The organism is Streptomyces sp. NPDC007872, from assembly GCF_042868165.1.
In the GTDB taxonomy this organism is placed as follows: domain Bacteria; phylum Actinomycetota; class Actinomycetes; order Streptomycetales; family Streptomycetaceae; genus Streptomyces.
Map to the genome: position 1 here is coordinate 279,529 of NZ_JBIAEA010000006.1, position 21,677 is coordinate 301,205.

The 21,677-nt window shown below is 72.3% G+C and carries 15 protein-coding genes; 7 read left to right on the plus strand and 8 right to left on the minus strand.

The features are described 5' to 3' along the window. Positions 1-130: 130 nt before the first annotated feature. Entirely contained in the window at positions 131-3,682 is a 3,552-nt protein-coding gene (metH, locus tag ACFYNX_RS23160) for a methionine synthase (protein ID WP_365540008.1), read from the minus strand. Between the two features lie 243 nt (positions 3,683-3,925). On the opposite strand from metH, the gene ACFYNX_RS23165 reads away from it, so the two are divergent. The 6 genes from ACFYNX_RS23165 (at position 3,926) to ACFYNX_RS23190 (ending at position 11,377) form a co-directional block, all read left to right on the plus strand. Further along, positions 3,926-4,690 carry an IclR family transcriptional regulator gene (locus tag ACFYNX_RS23165; protein ID WP_125659000.1) on the plus strand — a complete coding sequence of 255 codons (765 nt, stop codon included), beginning with the start codon at positions 3,926-3,928 and terminating at the stop codon, positions 4,688-4,690. Positions 4,691-4,956: 266 nt separating this feature from the next. Beyond that, positions 4,957-5,715 (plus strand): MIP/aquaporin family protein, encoded by a 759-nt coding sequence (locus ACFYNX_RS23170; RefSeq protein WP_365540009.1) that lies wholly within the window; start codon positions 4,957-4,959, stop codon positions 5,713-5,715. Between the two features lie 35 nt (positions 5,716-5,750). Continuing rightward, entirely contained in the window at positions 5,751-7,286 is a 1,536-nt protein-coding gene (gene glpK, locus ACFYNX_RS23175) for a glycerol kinase GlpK (protein WP_125658994.1), read from the plus strand. 27 nt (positions 7,287-7,313) lie between these two features. Further along, positions 7,314-8,918 carry an FAD-dependent oxidoreductase gene (locus ACFYNX_RS23180; RefSeq protein ID WP_388663720.1) on the plus strand — a complete coding sequence of 535 codons (1,605 nt, stop codon included), beginning with the start codon at positions 7,314-7,316 and terminating at the stop codon, positions 8,916-8,918. A 101-nt stretch (positions 8,919-9,019) separates the two neighbouring features. Further along, a complete protein-coding gene (locus ACFYNX_RS23185; protein WP_388663722.1) occupies positions 9,020-10,081 on the plus strand; it encodes an LLM class flavin-dependent oxidoreductase in 1,062 nt (353 codons plus the stop codon). Positions 10,082-10,222: 141 nt separating this feature from the next. Continuing rightward, complete coding sequence (locus tag ACFYNX_RS23190) at positions 10,223-11,377, plus strand: PAC2 family protein (protein ID WP_388663724.1); 1,155 nt, start codon at positions 10,223-10,225, stop codon at positions 11,375-11,377. A 68-nt stretch (positions 11,378-11,445) separates the two neighbouring features. On the opposite strand, the gene ACFYNX_RS23195 is transcribed toward ACFYNX_RS23190, so the two are convergent. From ACFYNX_RS23195 to ACFYNX_RS23215, 5 genes are all read right to left on the minus strand, one after another. Further along, the gene (locus tag ACFYNX_RS23195) at positions 11,446-14,565 is read right to left on the minus strand and encodes an NPCBM/NEW2 domain-containing protein (RefSeq protein ID WP_388663726.1); all 3,120 of its coding nucleotides are present in this window, start codon (positions 14,563-14,565) and stop codon (positions 11,446-11,448) included. Positions 14,566-14,679: 114 nt separating this feature from the next. Then, positions 14,680-15,909, minus strand: coding sequence for a cysteine--1-D-myo-inosityl 2-amino-2-deoxy-alpha-D-glucopyranoside ligase (gene mshC / locus ACFYNX_RS23200; protein WP_388663728.1), 1,230 nt, complete (start codon positions 15,907-15,909; stop codon positions 14,680-14,682). 205 nt (positions 15,910-16,114) lie between these two features. Next, positions 16,115-16,951 carry an SCO1664 family protein gene (locus tag ACFYNX_RS23205; protein ID WP_388663940.1) on the minus strand — a complete coding sequence of 279 codons (837 nt, stop codon included), beginning with the start codon at positions 16,949-16,951 and terminating at the stop codon, positions 16,115-16,117. Further along, entirely contained in the window at positions 16,915-17,505 is a 591-nt protein-coding gene (locus tag ACFYNX_RS23210) for a DUF3090 domain-containing protein (RefSeq protein WP_125661125.1), read from the minus strand. Before ACFYNX_RS23210 ends, ACFYNX_RS23205 begins: the two co-directional genes overlap by 37 nt. A 66-nt stretch (positions 17,506-17,571) precedes the next feature. Continuing rightward, on the minus strand, positions 17,572-18,261 hold the full coding sequence (locus ACFYNX_RS23215; protein WP_125661128.1) for a histidine phosphatase family protein: 690 nt from the start codon (positions 18,259-18,261) through the stop codon (positions 17,572-17,574). Between the two features lie 166 nt (positions 18,262-18,427). Here ACFYNX_RS23215 and corA point away from each other — a divergent pair, with 166 nt between their 5' ends. Beyond that, a complete protein-coding gene (corA, locus tag ACFYNX_RS23220) occupies positions 18,428-19,423 on the plus strand; it encodes a magnesium/cobalt transporter CorA (RefSeq protein ID WP_388663731.1) in 996 nt (331 codons plus the stop codon). A 36-nt stretch (positions 19,424-19,459) separates the two neighbouring features. Here corA and ACFYNX_RS23225 read toward each other — a convergent pair whose 3' ends face one another. Together ACFYNX_RS23225 and ACFYNX_RS23230 are read right to left on the minus strand one after the other, a co-directional pair. Next, positions 19,460-20,245, minus strand: coding sequence for a ferritin-like domain-containing protein (locus ACFYNX_RS23225; protein ID WP_365540016.1), 786 nt, complete (start codon positions 20,243-20,245; stop codon positions 19,460-19,462). Positions 20,246-20,585: 340 nt separating this feature from the next. Beyond that, positions 20,586-21,635 carry an LLM class F420-dependent oxidoreductase gene (locus ACFYNX_RS23230; protein ID WP_388663733.1) on the minus strand — a complete coding sequence of 350 codons (1,050 nt, stop codon included), beginning with the start codon at positions 21,633-21,635 and terminating at the stop codon, positions 20,586-20,588. Positions 21,636-21,677 lie beyond the last annotated feature (42 nt).

A 21,677-nucleotide genomic window follows, 5' to 3' on the forward strand; every position in this document is an offset into this window, starting at 1 on the left:
GGGACGAGAAGGCCGGTCCTCCTCGCCGTGCGGGAGGAGGACCGGCCTGCTGGACGGACAAGTGTACGTCCCGGTCGGCGGAAACGCGTCCCCTTAACACGCCGCCGATCGACTCGCGGTCAGCACGCGGTCACCGTGCGTTGAAGTACTTCGCCTCCGGGTGGTGGATGACGATGGCGTCGGTGGACTGCTCGGGGTGGAGCTGGAACTCCTCCGAGAGGTGCACGCCGATCCGCTCCGGCCGCAGCAGGTCCGCGATCTTCGCGCGGTCCTCCAGGTCGGGGCAGGCGCCGTAGCCGAGGGAGAAGCGGGCGCCGCGGTACTTGAGCGCGAACATGTCCTCGACGTCGGCCGGGTCCTCGCCCGCGAAGCCCAGCTCGGCGCGGACGCGGGCGTGCCAGTACTCGGCGAGGGCCTCGGCGAGCTGGACGGAGAGGCCGTGGAGCTCCAGGTAGTCGCGGTAGGAGTCGGACTCGAAGAGCTTGGCCGTGGCCTCGCCGATCTTCGAGCCGACGGTGACGACCTGGAGGCCGACGACGTCGGTCTCGCCGGACTCCTCCGGGCGGAAGAAGTCCGCGAGGCAGAGGCGGCGGCCGCGGCGCTGGCGCGGGAAGGTGAAGCGGGTCCGCTCGTTGCCGTCCTCGTCCAGGACGATCAGGTCGTCGCCCTTGGAGACGCAGGGGAAGTAGCCGTGCACGACGGCCGCTTCGAGGAGGTTCTCGGTGTGGAGGCGCTCCAGCCAGCCGCGCAGCCGGGGCCGGCCCTCGGTCTCCACCAGCTCCTCGTACGCCGGTCCGTCGCCGGCCCGGTTCTGCTTGAGGCCCCACTGGCCCTTGAAGAGGGCGCCCTCGTCGAGCCAGGAGGCGTAGTCCTTCAGCGGGATGCCCTTGACGACGCGGGTGCCCCAGAACGGCGGGGTGGGCACCGGGTTGTCGACGGCGACGTCGGAGCGGCCGCCGGGCTCCGGCTCCTCGACCCGGAGCGCGGCCGCGTCCCGCTTGGGCACCCGGCGCTGCTTGAGCTCGGGAAGCGCCGCTCCGGGGACTCCGCGCTTGACGGCGATGAGGGCGTCCATCAGGCGCAGGCCCTCGAAGGCGTCGCGGGCGTAGCGGACCTCGCCCTGGTAGATCTCGTGGAGGTCCTGCTCGACGTAGGCGCGGGTCAGGGCGGCGCCGCCCAGGATCACGGGGTACTTGGCGGCCAGCTCGCGCTGGTTGAGCTCCTCCAGGTTCTCCTTCATGATCACGGTCGACTTCACCAGCAGGCCGGACATGCCGATCACGTCGGCGTTGTGCTCCTCGGCGGCCTCCAGGATCGCCGAGACGGGCTGCTTGATGCCGATGTTGACGACGTTGTAGCCGTTGTTGGACAGGATGATGTCCACGAGGTTCTTGCCGATGTCGTGGACGTCGCCGCGGACGGTGGCCAGGACGATGGTGCCCTTGCCCTCCGCGTCGGACTTCTCCATGTGCGGCTCCAGGTGGGCCACCGCGGTCTTCATGACCTCGGCGGACTGGAGCACGAACGGCAACTGCATCTGGCCGGAGCCGAACAGCTCGCCGACCACCTTCATGCCGTCCAGGAGGATGTTGTTGACGATGTCCAGGGCCGGGGTGGTGGTCAGGGCCTCGTCGAGGTCGGCCTCCAGGCCGTTCTTCTCGCCGTCGATGATCCGCCGCTTCAGGCGCTCCTCCAGCGGCAGCGCGGCCAGCTCCTCGGCCTTGCCGGCCTTGAGGGACTTGGTGGTGGCGCCCTCGAAGAGGGCCATCAGCTTCTGCAGCGGGTCGTAGCCCTCCGCGCGCCGGTCGTAGATCAGGTCGAGCGCGGTGGTGACCTGCTCGTCGTCGAAGCGGGCGATGGGCAGGATCTTGGAGGCGTGCACGATCGCCGAGTCCAGACCCGCCTTGACGCACTCGTCGAGGAAGACGGAGTTGAGCAGGATGCGGGCGGCCGGGTTGAGGCCGAAGGAGATGTTCGACAGGCCCAGGGTGGTCTGCACGTCGGGGTGGCGGCGCTTGAGCTCGCGGATCGCCTCGATGGTGGCGATGCCGTCCTTGCGGGACTCCTCCTGACCGGTGCAGATGGTGAAGGTCAGGGTGTCGATGAGGATGTCCGACTCCTGGATGCCCCAGGTGCCGGTCAGGTCCTCGATCAGGCGCTCGGCGATGGCGACCTTGTGCTCGACCGTGCGGGCCTGGCCCTCCTCGTCGATGGTCAGCGCGATCAGGGCGGCGCCGTGCTCCTGGGCCAGTCGGGTGACCTTGGCGAAGCGGGACTCGGGTCCGTCGCCGTCCTCGTAGTTCACCGAGTTGATGACGGCCCGGCCGCCGAGCTTCTCCAGGCCGGCCCGGATGACCTCGACCTCGGTGGAGTCCAGGACGACGGGGAGGGTGGAGGCGGTGGCGAAGCGCCCGGCCAGCTCCTCCATGTCCGCCACGCCGTCGCGGCCGACGTAGTCCACGCAGAGGTCGAGCATGTGCGCGCCCTCGCGGATCTGGTCGCGGGCCATCTCCACGCAGTCGTCCCAGCGCGCCTCCAGCATGGCCTCGCGGAACTTCTTCGAACCGTTGGCGTTGGTGCGCTCGCCGATCGCCATGTACGAGGTGTCCTGGCGGAACGGCACGGTCTGGTAGAGGGAGGCGGCGCCGGGCTCCGGGCGCGGCTCGCGGACGGCGGGGGTCAGGTCCCGGACCCGCTCGACGACCTGGCGCAGGTGCTCCGGAGTCGTACCGCAGCAGCCGCCGATCAGGGAGAGGCCGTAGTCGCGGACGAAGGTCTCCTGCGCGTCGGCCAGCTCGGCCGGCGACAGCGGGTAGTGGGCGCCGTCCGAGGTCAGCACCGGCAGGCCGGCGTTCGGCATGCAGGACAGGGGGATGCGGGAGTGGCGGGCGAGGTAGCGCAGGTGCTCGCTCATCTCGGCCGGGCCGGTGGCACAGTTCAGGCCGATCATGTCGATGCCCAGCGGCTCCAGGGCCGTCAGGGCGGCGCCGATCTCGGAGCCGAGGAGCATGGTGCCGGTCGTCTCGACGGTGACGGACACGATCAGGGGCACGTCGGCGCCCAGGGCGTCCAGGGCGCGGCGGGCGCCGATCACGGAGGCCTTGGTCTGCAGGAGGTCCTGGGTGGTCTCCACGAGCAGCGCGTCGGCGCCGCCGGCGAGGAGGCCCTCGGCGTTCCGCTGGTAGGCGTCGCGCAGGAGGGTGTACGGGGCGTGGCCCAGGGTCGGCAGCTTGGTGCCGGGGCCGATCGAGCCGAGGACCCAGCGCTGGCGGCCGGTGGAGGCGGTGAACTCGTCGGCCACCTCGCGGGCGATCCGGGCGCCCGCCTCGGACAGCTCGTGGACGCGCTCGGGGATGTCGTACTCGCCCAGGGCGGCGTGGTTGGCGCCGAAGGTGTTGGTCTCGACGCAGTCGACGCCGGCGGAGAAGTACTCCTGATGGACCGAACGGACGATGTCGGGCCGGGTGACGTTGAGGATCTCGTTGCAGCCTTCGAGGTTCTGGAAGTCCTCGAGGGTGGGGTCCTGGGCCTGGAGCATGGTTCCCATGGCTCCGTCGGCGACCACCACGCGGGTCGCGAGCGCCTCGCGGAGGGCGGCGGCGCGGCTCCGGGCGTCACCGGGGGCGGGGGCGCTCCCTCCGGAGGCGGAGGCGGAGGCGGAAGGGGACGGCGACGAGGCCATGGGCGATCTCCCTGGGATGCGACGGCTGTCGGCTTTGCACGCTCGGTGGAGGGTGCACGGAGCCAGCCTAACCATGCTCGGGCCGGGGCGGACACGGCGTCCCACGGGCCGGACGGCATCCTGTGTCCGGGGACTCCCGGTCCTGCCCCTCCTTGGCCGACACTGTGGGATGTGACGCAAGGTCGGCATCGACCGATAGTGTTCAGCATTGTCGAACAGTGTGAGAGGGATAGGGGCCGGGCGATGGCTAAGAACATCCAGTCGCTTGAAAGAGCGGCGGCCATGCTGCGACTGCTCGCGGGCGGCGAGCGCCGGCTCGGCCTGTCGGACATCGCGTCGTCGCTCGGACTCGCCAAGGGAACGGCCCACGGGATCCTGCGCACCCTCCAGGCGGAGGGCTTCGTGGAGCAGGAGGCGGCCTCGGGCCGCTACCAACTGGGCGCGGAGCTGCTGCGCCTCGGGAACAGCTACCTGGACGTGCACGAGCTGCGGGCCCGGGCGCTCGTCTGGACGGACGACCTGGCCCGGTCCAGCGGCGAGAGCGTGCACCTGGGGGTACTGCACCAGCGGGGCGTGCTGATCGTGCACCACGTCTTCCGGCCGGACGACAGCCGTCAGGTCCTGGAGGTGGGGGCCATGCAGCCGCTGCACTCCACGGCCCTGGGCAAGGTCCTCTCGGCGTACGACCCGGTGGCGCACAGCGAGGTCCTGGAGGTCGAGCGGGAGGCGTTCACGCCCCGGACGACGACGGCGCTCGGGGACTTCGAGACGCTGCTCGACACGGTGCGGGCCCGGGGCTGGGCGGCGGACGTGGAGGAGACCTGGGAGGGCGTGGCGTCGGTGGCGGCGCCGATCCACGACCGGCGGCGGATGCCGGTGGGCGCGGTGGCGGTGACGGGCGCGGTGGAGCGGCTCCGCCCGGACGGCGAGCTGCGGCCGGAGCTGGTGGCGGCGGTGCGGGACTGCGCCCGCGCGGTCTCCCGGGACCTGGGGGCCGGCCGCTTCTGAGACCTCCCGGGGCTCCCCCGCGCCCCCTTCCGACCCGCCGGTAACGATCCCGTCATCGGCGGGTTTTTCACTTCCCAGACCCTTGACGCGCTGTTAACCCGGGGGCAAAACTTCCGTTCATCGGTCGGCATTGCCGAACACCTACCGGCAATACGCGCTAGAGTGTGGCAGTGCCAAGGGCCGGCAACGCCCTCAGCACGAGGGTGCGGACCATCGGAGGGACCCGTGGTTCGCCTTCCCCTGGACGAAGGACAAAGGAGTCGCGGGTGTCCAGCTCCGACATCTTCCTCGGCGAGACCATCGGTACCGCCGTACTCATCCTGCTCGGCGGCGGCGTGTGCGCCGCCGTCACGCTCAAGAGCTCCAAGGCCCGCGGCGCGGGCTGGCTCGCGATCACCTTCGGGTGGGGCTTCGCCGTCATGACGGCCGTCTACATGACGGCTTCCCTCTCGGGCGCCCATCTGAACCCCGCCGTCACGGTCGGAATCGCGATCAAGGACGGGGCCTGGGGCGACGTGCCCGTCTACTTCGCCGGCCAGATGCTCGGCGCGATGATCGGCGCGGCGTTGGTCTGGGTGGCCTACTACGGCCAGTTCCGGGCCCACCTCACGGACCCGGAGACCATCGGCGAGAAGCCGATCGAGGGCCCCGGCCCGGTGCTCGGGATCTTCTCCACGGGCCCCGAGATCCGCAACACCTGGCAGAACCTGGCCACCGAGGTCATCGGCACCGTCGTGCTCGTGCTCGCCGTGCTCACCCAGGGCCTCAACGACAGCGGCAAGGGCCTCGGCACCCTGGGCGCCCTGATCACCGCCTTCGTCGTGGTCTCCATCGGCCTCTCGCTCGGCGGTCCGACCGGTTACGCCATCAACCCGGCCCGTGACCTCGGTCCGCGCATCGTGCACGCCCTGCTGCCGCTGCCGAACAAGGGCGGCTCCGACTGGGGCTACGCCTGGATCCCGGTCGCCGGTCCGCTGATCGGCGGCGCCCTCGCCGCGGGCATCTACACCATCGCGTTCGCCTGAGCCGTCCTTCTTCCAGACCTCCCTTGGAGCACACCGTGACCGACGCCCACACCTCCGGCCCCTTCATCGCCGCCATCGACCAGGGCACCACCTCCTCCCGCTGCATCGTCTTCGACAAGGACGGCCGGATCGTCTCCGTCGACCAGAAGGAGCACGAGCAGATCTTCCCGAAGCCGGGCTGGGTGGAGCACGACGCCGCCGAGATCTGGACCAACGTCCAGGAGGTCGTCGCCGGCGCCCTGGAGAAGGCGGAGATCACCGCCGCCGACGTCAAGGCCATCGGCATCACCAACCAGCGCGAGACCACGCTGCTGTGGGACAAGAACACCGGCGAGCCCGTCCACAACGCCCTCGTCTGGCAGGACACCCGCACCGACACCCTCTGCAAGGAGCTCGGCCGCAACGTCGGCCAGGACCGCTTCCGCCGCGAGACCGGCCTCCCCCTCGCCTCGTACTTCTCCGGCCCCAAGGTCCGCTGGCTGCTCGACAACGTCGAGGGCCTGCGCGAGCGCGCCGAGCGCGGCGACATCCTCTTCGGCACCATGGACTCCTGGGTCATCTGGAACCTGACCGGCGGCGTCGACGGCGGCGTGCACGTCACCGACGTCACCAACGCCTCGCGCACCATGCTGATGAACCTGCACGAGATGGCGTGGGACGAGCGCATCCTGCACTCCATGGGCGTCCCGGCCGCCGTGCTGCCGGAGATCCGCTCCTCCGCCGAGGTGTACGGCACGGTCAAGGGCGGCGTCCTCGACGGCGTCCCGGTCGCCTCCGCGCTCGGCGACCAGCAGGCCGCCCTGTTCGGCCAGACGTGTTTCGCCGAGGGCGAGGCCAAGTCCACGTACGGCACCGGCACCTTCATGCTGATGAACACCGGCGACAAGGTGATCAACTCCTACAGCGGCCTGCTGACCACGGTCGGCTACCGGATCGGCGACGAGAAGCCGGTCTACGCCCTGGAGGGCTCGATCGCCGTCACCGGCTCCCTGGTGCAGTGGATGCGCGACCAGATGGGCCTGATCAAGTCCGCCGCCGAGATCGAGACCCTCGCGTCCTCGGTCGAGGACAACGGCGGCGCCTACTTCGTCCCGGCCTTCTCCGGCCTGTTCGCCCCCTACTGGCGCTCGGACGCGCGCGGTGTCATCGCCGGCCTCACCCGGTACGTCACCAAGGCGCACATCGCCCGCGCCGTCCTGGAGGCCACGGCCTGGCAGACCCGCGAGATCGCCGACGCCATGACGAAGGACTCCGGCGTCGAGCTGACCGCGCTCAAGGTCGACGGCGGCATGACCTCCAACAACCTGCTGATGCAGACCCTCTCGGACTTCGTGGACGCGCCCGTCGTGCGCCCCATGGTCGCCGAGACCACCTGCCTCGGCGCCGCCTACGCCGCCGGCCTGGCCGTCGGCTTCTGGCCCGACACCGACGCGCTGCGAGCCAACTGGCGCCGTGCCGCCGAATGGACCCCCCGCATGGACGCCGACAAGCGCGACCGCGAGTACAAGAGCTGGCTGAAGGCCGTCGAGCGCTCCATGGGCTGGCTCGAAGACGAATCCGACGAGCAGTAAGAGCGAGCAGTAAGAGGAGTAAGCGACATGACCACCCTGCAGAGCGTCCCCGCCCTGGGGACGCGCCCGGCTGCCGGTTCCCTGCCGAGCCGCGCCGAGACCCGGGAACGGCTCTCCAAGGCGACGTACGACCTCCTGGTGATCGGCGGCGGCATCCTGGGCATCTCCACCGCCTGGCACGCCGCGCAGTCGGGCCTGCGGGTGGCCCTGGTGGACGCCGGCGACTTCGCCGGCGCCACCTCCTCCGCCTCCTCGAAGCTGCTCCACGGCGGCCTGCGCTACCTGCAGACCGGCGCGGTGAAGCTGGTGGCGGAGAACCACTTCGAGCGGCGCGCGGTCTCCCGCCAGGTGGCCCCGCACCTCGCCAACCCGCTCACCTTCTACCTGCCCGTCTACAAGGGCGGCCCGCACGGCGCGGCCAAGCTGGGCGCCGGCGTCTTCGCGTACTCCGCGCTCTCGGCGTTCGGCGACGGCGTCGGCCACCTGCTCTCCCCCGCCAAGGCCGCGCAGGACGTGCCGGAGCTGCGGACCGACAATCTGAAGGCCGTGGCCGTCTACGGCGACGACCAGATGAACGACGCCCGGATGGCGCTGATGACGGTCCGCGCCGCGGTCGACGCCGGTGCCACCGTCCTCAACCACGCCGAGGTCACCGGTCTGCGCTTCACCCGCGGCCGGGCCACCGGCGCCGAGCTGAAGGACCGCACCAGCGGCGACGAGTTCGGCGTGGACGCCCGCCTGGTCCTCAACGCGACCGGCCCGTGGGTCGACCACCTGCGGAAGATGGAGGACCCGAACGCGGCCCCCTCCATCCGCCTCTCCAAGGGCGCGCACCTGGTCCTCAAGCGGACCTCGCCGTGGAGGGCCGCGCTCGCCACCCCGATCGACAAGTACCGCATCACCTTCGCCCTCCCCTGGGAGGACATGCTGCTGCTCGGCACCACCGACGAGGAGTACGAGGGCGACCCCGGCCAGGTCGAGGTCACCGAGAAGGACACCGCCCAGATCCTGGACGAGGCCGCCTTCTCCATCCGCGACCAGCAGTTGTCGCGCGACCTGATCACGTACGCCTTCGCCGGTCTGCGGGTGCTCCCCGGCGGCCCCGGCGACACCTCCAAGGCCAAGCGCGAGACGGTCGTGACCGAGGGCCGCGGCGGGATGCTGTCGGTGGCCGGCGGCAAGTGGACGACCTTCCGCCACATCGGCCGCACGGTCATGAAGAAGCTGGAGCAGCTTCCCGGCCACCCCCTCGGTGAGGACTACGAGCCGGTGTCCGCGCTGCCGAAGCGGCTGCCGCTGCCCGGCATAGCCAACCCGAACGCGGTCGCCCACCGGCTGCTCGTCGACGGTCCGGCGCCCGGCCCGTGCATGGCCGCCGACACCGCCAAGCACCTGGCGACGCACTACGGCTCGCTCTCCTTCGAGATCGCCCGCATGGCGAACGAGAACCCGGAGCTGGCCCGGCGCGTCCACCCGGACGCGCCGGAGATCTGGGCGCAGGTCGCCTACGCCCGCGACCACGAGTGGGCCGAGACGGCCGACGACGTGCTGCGCCGCCGCACGACGCTGACCATCCGCGGCCTGGCGACGGACGAGGTCCGCGCCGGGGTCGAGGAGATGCTGGGCAAGTAACTCTCCTGCTTCCAGGGGCGGTTCCTCCTCGGAGGGATCGCCCCTCCGGCGTGCCACACCCCGTCCACACGCCCGCAACACTCCGCGCGCAGAGTTGAAGCATGAAGTTTCAAGTGCTCACGATCGTCCACCACTCCCCGCACCCGCTCACCGGCGAACTCCTGTCCGCCGCAGACCGGTTGGAGCAGGTCGTCACGCTCGGCGAGACCGCCGAGCGCCTGGGCTTCGACGCGTACGCGGTCGGCGAGCGGCACGCGGGCCCGTTCCTCTCCTCGGCCCCGACCGTGCTGCTCGCCGCGCTCGCCGCCCGCACCGCCCGGATCCGGCTCCTCACCGGCGTGACCGTGGTCGCGATCCTCGACCCGGTCCGGGTCGCCGAGGACTACGCCACGCTCGACCAGCTCTCCCGGGGCCGGATCGAACTCGTCGTCGGCAAGGGCGCGGAGGCCGGCCACTTCGACCTCTTCGGCCTGGACGAGGAGCGCCAGTGGGACCTCCAGAAGGAGAAGTACGAGCTGCTCCGCCGGCTCTGGACGGAGGAGGGCGTCGACTGGGAGGGCGAGTTCCGGCCCGCCCTGAAGAACGTGACCACGGTGCCGCGCCCGTACGCCGGCCCGCCCCGGGTCTGGCACGGCTCGGCCACCAGCCTCAACTCCCCCGAGCTCGCGGCGAAGCACGGCGACCCGCTCTTCACCGCCAACGCGATCCAGCCCCGCGAGGCGTACGCGCGGCTCATCGCCCACTACCGCGAGAAGTTCGAGGAGTACGGGCACGACCCGGCCCACGCGCGCGTGGCGGCCGGTTCCGGCGGTCTGCTCATCGCCGACACCCCCGAGCAGGCGGTCGCCCGCTACAAGGACCTGTACGAGGCGAAGGTCCGGCAGAGCTTCCGGCCGCACCTGGAGGGCAAGGCCGGCTACAACACCCCGTTCCGCACGATCGAGGACGCCGTCGCGGACGGCCCCCAGTTGATCGGCTCGCCGCAGCAGATCATCGACAAGATCCTCGGCTACCACGAGCACTACGGGCACGACCTCCAGTCCGTCACGGTCGACGCCTTCGGGCAGTCGACGGCCGAGCAGGCCGAGACGCTCCAGCGCTTCGCCGAGGAGATCGCGCCGGTGGTCCGGAGGGAGGCGCCCAGCACCCTCTGGGAGGAGTGACGCCGTCGTGTGCGGGGGTGAGTTCCTGGGTAGTCGATCAAGGCCGCACGGGTTTTCGGGGATGTCCGGGGGCTGCGGACGGACCGCCGGAAAGCCGTAAGGTTGGTCCGTACGACAGGAACTTCGAGAAGGAGGCGCTGGGTGATCGAGCTCGAGGGGGTGCCCGAGCTGATCGACCCGGTCATGGTGGCCGCGTTCGAGGGCTGGAACGACGCCGGGGACGCCGCCTCCACCGCGGTCGGCCATCTGGACCGGGAGTGGAAGGGCGAGGTCTTCGCGGCGCTCGACGCCGAGGACTACTACGACTTCCAGGTGAACCGGCCCACGGTCTTCCTGGACAACGGCGTACGGAAGATCACCTGGCCGACGACCAGGCTCTCCGTGGTCCGGGTGGGCGGCGACAAGCCCCGCGACCTGGTGCTCGTGCGCGGGATCGAACCCTCGATGCGCTGGCGCTCCTTCTGCAACGAGCTGCTCGGCTTCGCGCACGAGCTGGGCGTGGAGATGGTGGTGATCCTGGGCGCGCTGCTCGGCGACACCCCGCACACCCGGCCGGTCCCGGTCAGCGGGGTGACCTCCGATCCGGACCTGGCGCGCACGATGGACCTGGAGGAGACCCGGTACGAGGGCCCGACGGGCATCGTGGGCATCCTCCAGGAGGCGTGCACGCACGCGGGCGTGCCGGCGGTGAGCCTGTGGGCGGCGGTGCCGCACTACGTGTCGCAGCCGCCGAACCCGAAGGCGACGCTGGCGCTGCTCAACCGCCTGGAGGACCTGATCGGACTGCGCATCCCGCTGGGCGAGCTGCCCGAGGACGCGCGGGCCTGGCAGCTCGGCGTGGACCAGTTGGCCGCCGAGGACAGCGAGGTCGCCGAGTACGTACAGACCCTGGAGGAGGCGCGGGACACCGCGGAGCTCCCGGAGGCGTCCGGCGAGGCGATCGCCCGCGAGTTCGAGCGGTACCTGCGGCGGCGCGAGCCGGGCGCGGGGCCCGGCCCCGGGGTGGCGACGGAGGGCGGGGACTCCCCGTTCCTGCTGGACCCCGGCAGCGGCCGCATCCGCCCCCCGAAGCCGGAACAGCCGGGACCGGAGTCGGTGCCGGGCTCGGAGTCGGTCCAGGGGCCTGAACCGGTTCCGGGGGCGGGCGCCGGGGAGACCTCAGGGGAGGCTCCGCAGGAGGACTCCGCCGGAGGCGCCGCCGATGAGGGCCCGACCGGTGAGAACCCCGCCGACGGAAACCCGCCCGGTGAGGATCCCGAGGGCCCCGAGGCCCCCGAGGGCGGTCCCGGGAAGTAGCGGGCGGTGCGGAGAAGACGGTGCGGGAGGGGCGTCCGGGGACGGGCGCCCCTCCCGCGCGTCGTGGGTCAGGCGCAGGTGAACCGGGCCGCCGCCCAGTCCCCGTGGTCGCCGCTCTTCGACCCGTTGGTGTCCGTGATCCTCAGCCGTACGTGCCGGGCCCCGGTCACGTCGACGTCCACGGGCAGGGTCGCGGAGGCGCCGGTCAGCGGGGGCGAGGTCCACAGGACCCTGCCGTCCGCCTCGACGGAGAAGGCCACCTCGCCGTAGCCGTCGATCTCGTCGTCGATGCCGACGTCGGCGGTGAGGGCGGTGCAGCGGCCGCCGAGGTAGACCTCGACGTCGGAGTCGGCGTGGGCGCCGATCCCCTTCTCGTACGTCTTCCCGGCCAGGGTCGGCGGCCGGCCGTCGGCGGTACCGGACTCGCCGTTGGACCGGTCGCGCTCGGGCGGCCCCCAGCCGTTGGTGGAGCGCAGCCACACCAGGTCGCTCGCCCAGGCGTCGCCGGCGGGCGGCGGGGGCATCACGCCGACCGCGAACCGCTGGAGCGCGGTGCGGTCGGTGCCGGCCGCGCGGTGGCGGACCGTCGCCGTGAGGGTGGCCTCGCCGGGCTTCGCGTCCGCCGCCGGGGTGACGGCGACCTCGACCCGGCGGGTGGTTCCGGCCGGGACGCGGGCGATCGGGGCGGCCGGGGCGACCCGCCACCCGGCCGGGGCGGCCACGGAGACCCGTACGTCGGTGGCGTCCCTGCTGCCCGCGGTGACGTCCACGGCGACGGTGCCGGGCGCGCCGGCGCCGAGCTCCTGTCCGGTGGGCGCGGCGGCGGTGGCGGAGGCGCCGCGGACGGCGCCGCCGACCGCGCTGGTGTCCTTCAGGAGCACCTCGAAGCCGCGGTCGGTGGGCCGGGCGGTCGTCTTGACCCGGACCACTCCCCCGCGCTCGTCGCGGTCGTACCACCAGCCCTGCGCGGCGGCGTCGAAGGCGGCGCGGGAGGCGAGGGCGGGCAGGTCGCGCCCGTCGAGCCGCACGGCGCCGGGCGCGTCGCCGGTGTGGACGGTGAAGGCGTACGGCCGGGCGGCCGGCTTGCCGGTGTACGTGCCCCTGCTGGGGCCGATGCGCACGGAGACGTCGCCGGGCCCGGCGTCCGGGGCGCGGACCTCGGCGAGCTGGGTGGCGTACCGGCCGGTGCGGTGCTCGCGGGTGACGCCGTCGTCCTCGTACAGCTCGAAGGAGGAGGTGCCCTCGGGGTAGACGTCCCAGGCGATCGGGTCGCCGGGGGCGCGGTCCTTGTACGAGCGGATGCCGCCGGGCCACAGGGGGACGGTCGCCCCGGCCCGGACGAAGAGGGGCAGGGTGTCGAGCGGGGCGCTGTAGTCGTCGACCGTGACGGGGCCTTCGTAGGTGCGGCCGCTCCAGTAGTCGATCCAGGTGCCCTTCGGCAGATGGATGCCGTCGCGTTCCACCGCGTCCTGGTACACGGGGGCGACGAGGAAGTCCTCGCCGCTGAGGAACTCGTACTTCGCGGCCTCCGTGGCGGCCTTCGGGTCGTCCGGGTACTCCAGGGCGAGCGGCCGGGCGAGGCCGACGCCCGTCTTCGTGGCCCGGTGGGCGTGGCTGTAGACGTACGGGAGCAGGGCTTCGTGGAGCTTGAGGGAGGCGCGGTTGATCGAGGTGTAGGGCTCGCCGTACCGGAAGGGCTGCTTGTCGCTGGCGGCCCAGCCGTCCATGGTCATGGTGACGGGCAGGAAGGTCTTCCACTGGAGGTCGCGGGTGTACGTCTTGGCGCTGCCGCCGAAGATGCCGTCGACGTCGCCGGTGGTGTAGGCGAGGCCGGACATGGACGCGCCCGCGTAGGTCGGGATCTGCCAGCGGATGTACTCCCAACTGCCGGACTGGTCGCCGGACCACTGGACGCCGCAGCGCTGGGCGCCGGCCCAGCTCTCGGGGGCCCAGGTGAAGCCGCGGGCGTCGCTGTGGGCCTCGATGCCGGCGTGGGCGTCCTTGCAGCCGTCGAGGGCGAACTTGTAGCCCTCGCCGACCCAGGCGACGTCGAGCTTGGCGACCCGCTGGCCGGCCCTGACCTGCTCGCCGAGCCGGTCGATGCCGTCCTCGGTCCACAGGCCGAGCTGCATGTCGCGCTGTCGGAGCCCGGTGGCGGTCTCCGCGAGGTTCTCGTAGCCGCAGCCGTAGCCGTCGTTGACGAGCATCCAGCCGTTGGGCATGTCGTTCTCGACGTAGCCGTCGGCGACCTCCAGGGCGTCGAGGGTGTGGCGCTCGCCGCGGTTGGCGTTGTGCAGGTAGCAGTCGGCGTCGCCGATCTCCAGGCCGTAGACGGGCGGCAGGAACGGTTTCCCGGTGAGCCGGGTGTACTGCCCTATGACGTCCTTGGCGGCGTCGCGGCCGGTGCCGGCGAAGTAGTAGGCGTCGAAGCGCCGTTCCTTCGCGCTCGTGGTGACGGGCGCGGTGAAGGCGTAGGTGTTGGGGGCGTAGGTGTTGCGGTAGACGCCGTAGCCCGTGGAGGAGAGGTAGAACGGGACGGAGTTGGGGTGGCCGCCGTCGTTCCAGTTGTAGTCGACGCCCACCTCCACGGTCTTGTCGCGGTGGGAGGTGTTGCCGCGGCCGTTCTGCATGCCGGCGCCGTAGAACTGCTCCGTGGCGCCGCGGGCGAGGGTCTGGACGGTGCGGTCCTGGTTCCAGGTGAGGCCGCGGGTCTCGGACCAGAGCGGGGTGCCGTCGGCGCGCAGGGCGGCGAAGCGGAGCGGGGACTTGTAGGCGCGCAGGGTGACCCGGTCGCTGCTCAGTTCGTACCGGTCGCCGCGGTCGCGCCAGCGGGTGGCCGGGGGCGGGCCCTGGGGCAGGGTGATGTCGGTGCCGGTGGGATCGGTGAACGTGCCGTCGGGGGCGAGTTCGATGCGGAAGGTGTCGGCGGTGACGAAGCTGACGCGGGCCCGGGCCTGACCGGCGGTCAGCCGGTAGACGGCTCCGTCGGCGGCGAACCCGGTCACGTCGCCGACGGTGGTGTCGGGGCTGTCGGCCTGCTCGGCGCTCCTGGCCCTCTCGGTGGGGGCGGCCTTCTCCGTGGGGACGGTGGGGGCGGCCGTGGCGGTGGAGCCGGGGCCCGCGAAGGCGGTGAGCAGCCCGAGCAGTGCACCGGCGACCGTAGCTCTCATGCGCATTGATGATTGCATGGAGCCTCTTTAGCGCAGAATCGAGCATCGCGACAGGACAAAACGGAACCGCCCCCGGACTTCGCACGGAAGTCCAAGGGCGGTTGGCCGGAAGGGAGTTGTACGGCGGCGTCCCTACAGGGCGACGCCCAGGAGCGCGTCGACGGCGCGGGAGACGAGTCCGGGAGCGGATTCGTCGGTGCCGCCCCCGGCCGTCTGGCGCTCGGCCCAGCGGTCGATCGCGGCGAGCGCGGCCGGTGCGTCGAGGTCGTCGGCGAGGGCCTCGCGGATCTCCTCGACGAGGGCGTCGGCGGGCAGCCCGTCGGGGCGGGAGACCGCGGCGCGCCAGCGTCCGAGGCGCTCCACGGCGTCCTGGAGGATCCGGTCGGTCCACTCCCAGTCGGCGCGGTAGTGGTGGGAGAGGAGCGCGAGCCGGATCGCGGCCGGGTCGACGCCGTCGCGGCGCAGCTTCGAGACGAAGACCAGGTTGCCCCTGGACTTGGACATCTTCTCACCGTCGAGGGCGACCATGCCGGCGTGGACGTACGCCTTGGCCATCGGGAACTCGCCGGTGAGGGCCTGGGCGTGCGAGGCGCCCATCTCGTGGTGCGGGAAGATCAGGTCGGAGCCGCCGCCCTGCACGTCGAAGCCCATGCCGAGGTGGTCGAGGGCGATGGCGACGCACTCGATGTGCCAGCCGGGGCGGCCCGCGCCGAGGCTGCCGCCGTCCCAGCTCGGCTCGCCCTCGCGGGCGGCCATCCAGAGCATCGGGTCGAGCGGGTTCTTCTTGCCGGGGCGCTCGGGGTCGCCGCCGCGCTCGGCGGAGAGGTGGCGCATCAGCTCGGCGTCGTAGTGCGAGACCTCGCCGAAGTGCGGGTCGGCGTCGACGGAGAAGTAGACGTCGCCGTCGAGCTCGTAGGCGGCGCCGGCGTCCCGCAGGCGCTCGACGAGCGGGACGATGCCCGGTATGGCCTCGACCGCGCCGATGTAGTGCCGCGGGGGCAGCATCCGCAGGGCGGTCATGTCCTCGCGGAAGAGGGCGGTCTCGCGCTCGGCGAGTCCGACCCAGTCCACGCCGTCGCGGATCGCGCGCTCCAGGAGGGGGTCGTCCACGTCCGTCACGTTCTGGACGTAGTGAACCTGCCGCTTGGTGTCGAGCCACACGCGCTGCACGAGGTCGAACGCGTTGTAGGTCGCCGCGTGACCCATGTGGGTCGCGTCGTACGGGGTGATGCCGCAGACGTAGATGCGGGCGACGGGACCGGGGACGAGGGTGACTCGTCCGCCGGTCGCGGTGTCGTGGATCCGGAGGTCGCGGCCCTTGCCGGGAAGGGCGGGGACCTCAGAAGCGGGCCAGGCATGCATGACCCGAGCGTAACCGGACAGGTGTTCCGGATACGAACCGGATCCGGGATCTTGACCGATTAGGCGGTCTTGCGGGGCGAATGCGCGCGTGCGTCTCCCAAGAGGGCACTCCTCCGCCCGGCACGGCTTGGCCGAAAACTTTCGGTCGAACCCCTGGGGCGGGTGGGCCGCACGGGGCCCGGAACGAGGCTCGGGACGGCGGTTCTCAGACAGGCGGCCAGGGGATGGCGGGCCACTGGCCCGAGGGTTCCGGGTGCCGTCCGCCCGCCCGCAGGGCCGCCACGCGGGCGCGTACCGCCGCCACCTCGGCGCCGGTGAGCAGTTCGGCCAGTCGGGTGGCGAGCGGCGCTCCGGGCGCCAGGGCCGGGCCGAGGCGGTCGAGGACCTCGACCGCCTCGGCGGGCAGTTCCTCGCCCGCCCATCCCCACAGCAGGGTGCGCAGCTTGTCCTCGACGTGGAAGGTGACCCCGTGGTCGATGCCGTACAGGTGCCCGTCGGGGGCCGGCAGCAGGTGGCCGCCCTTGCGGTCGCCGTTGTTGATCACGGCGTCCAGGACGGCGAGCCGCCGCAGTCCGGGGGTGTCGGCGTGGACGAGGAGGGCGGTGCGGCCCTCGCCGACCTCGGCCTCCCCGACGGCCTTCCAGCCCTCTCCCGGCGCCTCGTCCTCGGTGAGGGCCAGGAGCCGCGCCCCGGGGTCGGCCTCGATCCACAGTTGGACCATGCCCTCGCCGTACGGGCCGTCGCGGAGCACCGTCGGCGGGACCAGGCCCCAGCCGGTGGCCTCGGAGACCTCGTACGCGGCGACCTCGCGCCGGGCGAGGTTTCCGTCGGGGAAGTCCCACAGGGGCCGCTCCCCCGCGACCGGCTTGTAGACGCAGGCCGCCTCCCGGCCCTCGTACGCGACAGAGCAGTACAGGACGGCGTTGGAGGCCTCGCGGATCCGGCCGCGCACGGTCAGCTCACCGTGGGCGAGCAGGTCCGCGCCCGGCAGGGTCTGGGGGCTGCTCATGCTCCGCGGCGGTATCCGTTCTGGCGGGGGCAGACGTGTCCCTCGGGGTCGAGCGGCAGGCTGCACAGCGGGCACGGCGGGCGGCCGGCGTTGACGACGTCCAGGGCCCGCTTGGCGAAGGCCCGGGCCTGGGCGCCGGTGAGGCGGACCCGGAGCATCGGCGGGCCGTTCTCCTCGTCCTGGAGCAGCCGCTCCTCGGCCTCGGCGAGGTCCTCCTCGGAGTCCGCGTCGAGCTCCACGAGGGCCTGCGCCTCGACGATCATGCGCTGTTCCTCGCCGTCCCAGGCGAGCGCCATGGTGCCGACCCGGAACTCCTCCTCGACGGGCGCGTCGAGGGGGGCGGTGTCCGCGATCTCGACGGGGGCGACGGCGGGCACGGGCGCGTTGCCGCCGGTGCGCCGCACGACCTCGTCGAGGAGCTCGTCGATGCGCTCGGCGAGGGCGGCGACCTGCATCTTCTCCAGGGCGACGCTGGTGACCCGGCCGCCGGCGGACGCCTGGAGGAAGAACGTACGGCGGCCAGGCAGTCCGACCGTGCCGGCCACGAAACGCTCCGGTGGGTCGTAGAGGAACACCTGACGGGACACGTTCCCGGCTCCTTGCGTCTCGACGGTCGTACTACAACGGCGCGTCCACCCTACTGCGCGAAGGGATCACGGTGCGCCCGCACCGCCACCGACCTCGGCCGCCCCGCCGTCCCCCGGGCGCTCGCGGGGGGCGAATCCGGCGAAGTCCCCCGTGTCGCCGAGCCGGAGGAGGAAGGGACGCAGGCGCGTGTAGCGGATGACGGTGACCGAGCAGGGGTCGACGTGGACGCGCTGGAAGAGGTCGAGGTGGAGGCCGAGGGCGTCCGCCACGAGCGATTTGACGATGTCGCCGTGCGAGCACATGACGTAGCAGGCGTCCTCGCCGTGCTCGGCCTCGATCCGCGCGTTCCAGTCCCGTACGGCCTCGACGGCGCGGTTCTGCATCGCGCGCATGGACTCGCCGCCGGGGAAGGCGGCGGCGGAGGCGTGCGCCTGGACGACCTCCATCAGGGGCTCGTCGTTGAGCTCGGCGAGCTTGCGGCCCGACCAGTCGCCGTAGTCGCACTCGTTGATCCGCTCCTCGACGTGGAACGGGAGGTCCGGACGGGCGTCGAGGAGGGGCCGCAGGGTCTCCCGGCAGCGCTGGAGGGGGCTGGAGACGGCGGCGGCGAGCGGGACGTCCGCGAGGCGCCCGGGGAGCGCGGCGGCCTGCGCGGCCCCGCGCTCGTCGAGCGCGATCCCGGGCGTGCGCCCGGCGAGGACCCCGGAGGTGTTGGCGGTGGAGCGTCCGTGCCGGACGAGGATCAGCGTGGCCATGGCGGCCAGCCTAGGCGGTGCCCGGAGCGGGCCCGTCTCGCCGGCCTCCGTACGCGCACGCGGGGAAGGGCGGGTCCGTTTCCCCGGCCGCCGCACGCGCGCGTGGCCTGCGCCCGGGGTCCACGGGCGCGCGTACGCGTGCATGGCGGAACCGTTCGGGGGGAGAATGCGCCCCGTGATCGTGGACTCTGCCATCTACCGGGACGGGCGCCGTACGGACGGCCCCGCCGACCTCTCGGACGCCTTGGAGGAGGCGCGGTCGACGGGCGACGACGCGTTCCTGTGGGTGGGCCTGCACGAACCCACCGAGGCGGAGTTCGACCACGTGGCCTCGGAGTTCGCGCTGCACCCCCTGGCCGTCGAGGACGCCCTGAAGGCCCACCAGCGGCCCAAGCTGGAGGTCTACGACGACTCGCTCTTCGTGGTGCTCAAGCCGGTCGTGTACGAGCCGGAGAGCGACCGGGTCTCCTCGGGCGAGCTGATGGTGTTCGTGGGCGACTCGTTCGTGGTCACGGTCCGGCACGGCGAGGGGGCCCCGCTGGCGCAGGTGCGCCGGCGCCTGGAGGCCGACCCGGAGGTCCTGAAGCACGGCCCGACGGCGGTCCTGTACGCGGTGAGCGACGCGATCGTGGACCACTACCTGGAGGTCGCGGGCGAGCTCCAGGTGGACCTGGAGGAGCTGGAGGCGGACGTCTTCGCGCCCAGCGGGGAGGCGGCCTCCAACACGGCGGCGCGGATCTACACGGCGAAGCGGCAGGTCCTGGAGTTCCGGCGGGCCAGCGGTCCGCTGGCCGGTCCGATGGCCCGTCTGACGACCGGTTCGGTGCCGTTCGTGGAGGAGCACGCCCAGCCGTTCTTCCGGGACGTCAACGACCACCTGATGCGGTCCAACGAGCAGGTGGAGGGTTTGGACCGGCTCCTGTCCGACGTGCTCTCGGCCCATCTGGCGCAGATGGGGGTGCGGCAGAACGACGACATGCGGAAGATCTCGGCGTGGGCGGCCATGGCGGCGGTCCCCACCATGGTCGCGGGGATCTACGGCATGAACTTCGAGCACATGCCGGAGCTGCGCTGGGGGATGGGGTACCCGGCGGTGATCGTCGTGATGACGGGGATCGTCGTCGTCCTGTACCGGATGTTCAAGCGGCGCGGCTGGATGTAGGACCGCTCCCGCCGTGCCGGGCCCGCCCCCGCGGGCTCAGAAGGCGGGGGCGGGGATCGCCGGGCCGCCGAGGGCGTCGCGCCGTTCGGGCATCCTGAGGTCGATCATCTTGTGCCACCCGGCGGCGCGCTCGTACGCGTACATGCCGTGGATGCCGGCGGCGAGGACGAGGGCCTTGGGCCTGGGCCACTTCAGGATGCGGCCCATGTGGCGCATCACGGCGAGGCTGACGTCGCGGTAGACCTGGATCTCGACCAGGGCGGACTCGCGCAGGGTCCGCTGGATCAGCCGGCCGTGGCCCTGGCGGGCGAGCCGGAGCAGCTCCTCGTGGCAGTAGGCGAGGTGGTTGGCCTCGTCGTTGTCGATCATGTGGATGGCCCTGCCGAGCTCGGGGTGGTCCCCGAAGTACGTGACGAGCATGTCCATCTGGTCGGCCGCCCGCTGCTCGGTGACCCGGCTGTGGGCGAGGTAGACGATGATGTCCCGCTCGGTCAGGGGCTCGTCGCGGCGGAGCTTGTCGTGCGCGAGGCCGATGCCGCGCTGTTCGAGCAGCATCGTGTAGTCGGTGTCGGGGGGCACCGGGACGGGTTCGAGGCCGCGCTTCTTCATCAGCGCGTTGAAGATCCGGCCGTGCTTGTCCTCGTCGGCGCCGTGCCGGGTGATCTTGGGCGCGAGGTCGCGCATGCCCGGGGCGACGAGGGCCGCGATCCGGGCGTTCTCCCAGCCGCCCTGGGCCTCGCCGCTCGCCGCGATCGAACAGAAGAGCCGGAAGGACTCGTCGTCGTCGATGATTTCCTGGAACAGGCCCTTGGCCGTGAGCATCGCCGCCACCTCCGTGCGGACGTTCGCACTCCGGTACGTCCGGGGAGCACCGCGTCCGGGAAGAACGAGTCAAGTCCGGTCCGGAACGGCGGGCAACACGGGGGCGGGAGCGGTTCGGCCGAAAGAGTGAGCCCCGAGGGCGTAACCAGGGGCCCGCCGGAACCGTTGTGCTGCGTGACGGCCGTGGCGGGGAAGACCCCCGAGCCCCCACCACGGCCGCAGGCCCCTCCGACGGCTCCGTACGGGACACGCGTACGGAGCCGTCGGCGCGTCACGCGCAGGGCCGCCGGCGCGTCACGCGCAGGGCCGCCGGCGCGTCACGCGCGGATCCGGCGGTGCGTCACGCCAGCCCGGCCCGCTCCAGCGCCTCGACGCCCGCCCGCAGGGCCGCCACCCGCTCGTCGAGGGTGAAGCCGGCCGGGGCGACGGTGAGGGTGGTGACCCCGGCGGCGGCGTAGGCCGCCATCCGGTCGGCGATCCGCTCGACGGAGCCGAGCAGGGTGGTGCGGTCGATCAGGGAGTGCGGCACGGCGGCCGCGGCCCCCGTCTTGTCGCCGGCCAGGTACTTGTCCTGGACCTCGGCGGCCTCCTTCTCGTAGCCCATGCGCCGCGCGAGCTGGTTGTAGAAGTTCTGCTTGCGGCTGCCCATGCCGCCGACGTAGAGGGCGGTGTACGGCCGGAACACGTCGGCGAGCGCGTCGATGTCGTCGCCGAGGGCGAGCGGCACGGTGGGACAGACGTCGAAGCCGTCCATGGTCAGGCCGGCCTTCTCGCGGCCCGCGCGGATGTGCCGCAGGGCCGTGTCCTCCAGGTGGTCGGCGGAGGGGAAGATCAGCAGGGCGCCGTCGGCGATCTCGCCGGTCTGCTCCAGGTTCCTGGGGCCGATCGCGGCGATGTAGAGCGGGATGTGCTCGCGCTGCGGGTGCACGGTGAGCTTGAGGGGCTTGCCGGGGCCGTCCGGGAGCGGCAGGGTCCAGTGCGCGCCGTCGTAGCTGAGCCGCTCGCGGGTCATGGCCCTGCGGACGATCTCGACGTACTCGCGGGTCCGGGCGAGCGGCTTGTCGAACTTCACGCCGTACCAGCCCTCGGAGACCTGGGGTCCGGAGACGCCGAGGCCGAGGCGGAAGCGGCCGCCGCTGAGCGAGTCGAGGGTGGCGGCGGTCATCGCCGTCATGGCGGGCTGCCGGGCCGGGATCTGCATGATCGCGGAGCCGACGTCGATCCGCTCGGTCTTCGCCGCGACCCAGGCGAGGACGGTGGGCGCGTCCGAACCGTAGGCCTCGGCGGCCCAGCAGACGTCGTACCCGAGGCGGTCCGCCTCCTGCGCGACGGCGAGGTTGTCGCCGTCCATACCGGCGCCCCAGTAGCCGAGGTTGATGCCGAGCCGCATTCCACGCACCCCTTACCCATCGGTAACGTCTCTGTGGGCCGG

Coding starts and splice junctions, on each gene's coding strand:
- ACFYNX_RS23215 (WP_125661128.1), bottom strand. CDS start 18,261: ATGGCCACGCTGATCCTCGTCCGGCACGGACGCTCCACCGCCAACACC.
- ACFYNX_RS23195 (WP_388663726.1), bottom strand. CDS start 14,565: ATGCAATCATCAATGCGCATGAGAGCTACGGTCGCCGGTGCACTGCTC.
- ACFYNX_RS23225 (WP_365540016.1), bottom strand. CDS start 20,245: ATGCTCACGGCCAAGGGCCTGTTCCAGGAAATCATCGACGACGACGAG.
- ACFYNX_RS23185 (WP_388663722.1), top strand. CDS start 9,020: ATGAAGTTTCAAGTGCTCACGATCGTCCACCACTCCCCGCACCCGCTC.
- metH (WP_365540008.1), bottom strand. CDS start 3,682: ATGGCCTCGTCGCCGTCCCCTTCCGCCTCCGCCTCCGCCTCCGGAGGG.
- corA (WP_388663731.1), top strand. CDS start 18,428: ATGCGCCCCGTGATCGTGGACTCTGCCATCTACCGGGACGGGCGCCGT.
- ACFYNX_RS23180 (WP_388663720.1), top strand. CDS start 7,314: ATGACCACCCTGCAGAGCGTCCCCGCCCTGGGGACGCGCCCGGCTGCC.
- mshC (WP_388663728.1), bottom strand. CDS start 15,909: ATGCATGCCTGGCCCGCTTCTGAGGTCCCCGCCCTTCCCGGCAAGGGC.
- ACFYNX_RS23165 (WP_125659000.1), top strand. CDS start 3,926: ATGGCTAAGAACATCCAGTCGCTTGAAAGAGCGGCGGCCATGCTGCGA.
- ACFYNX_RS23230 (WP_388663733.1), bottom strand. CDS start 21,635: ATGCGGCTCGGCATCAACCTCGGCTACTGGGGCGCCGGTATGGACGGC.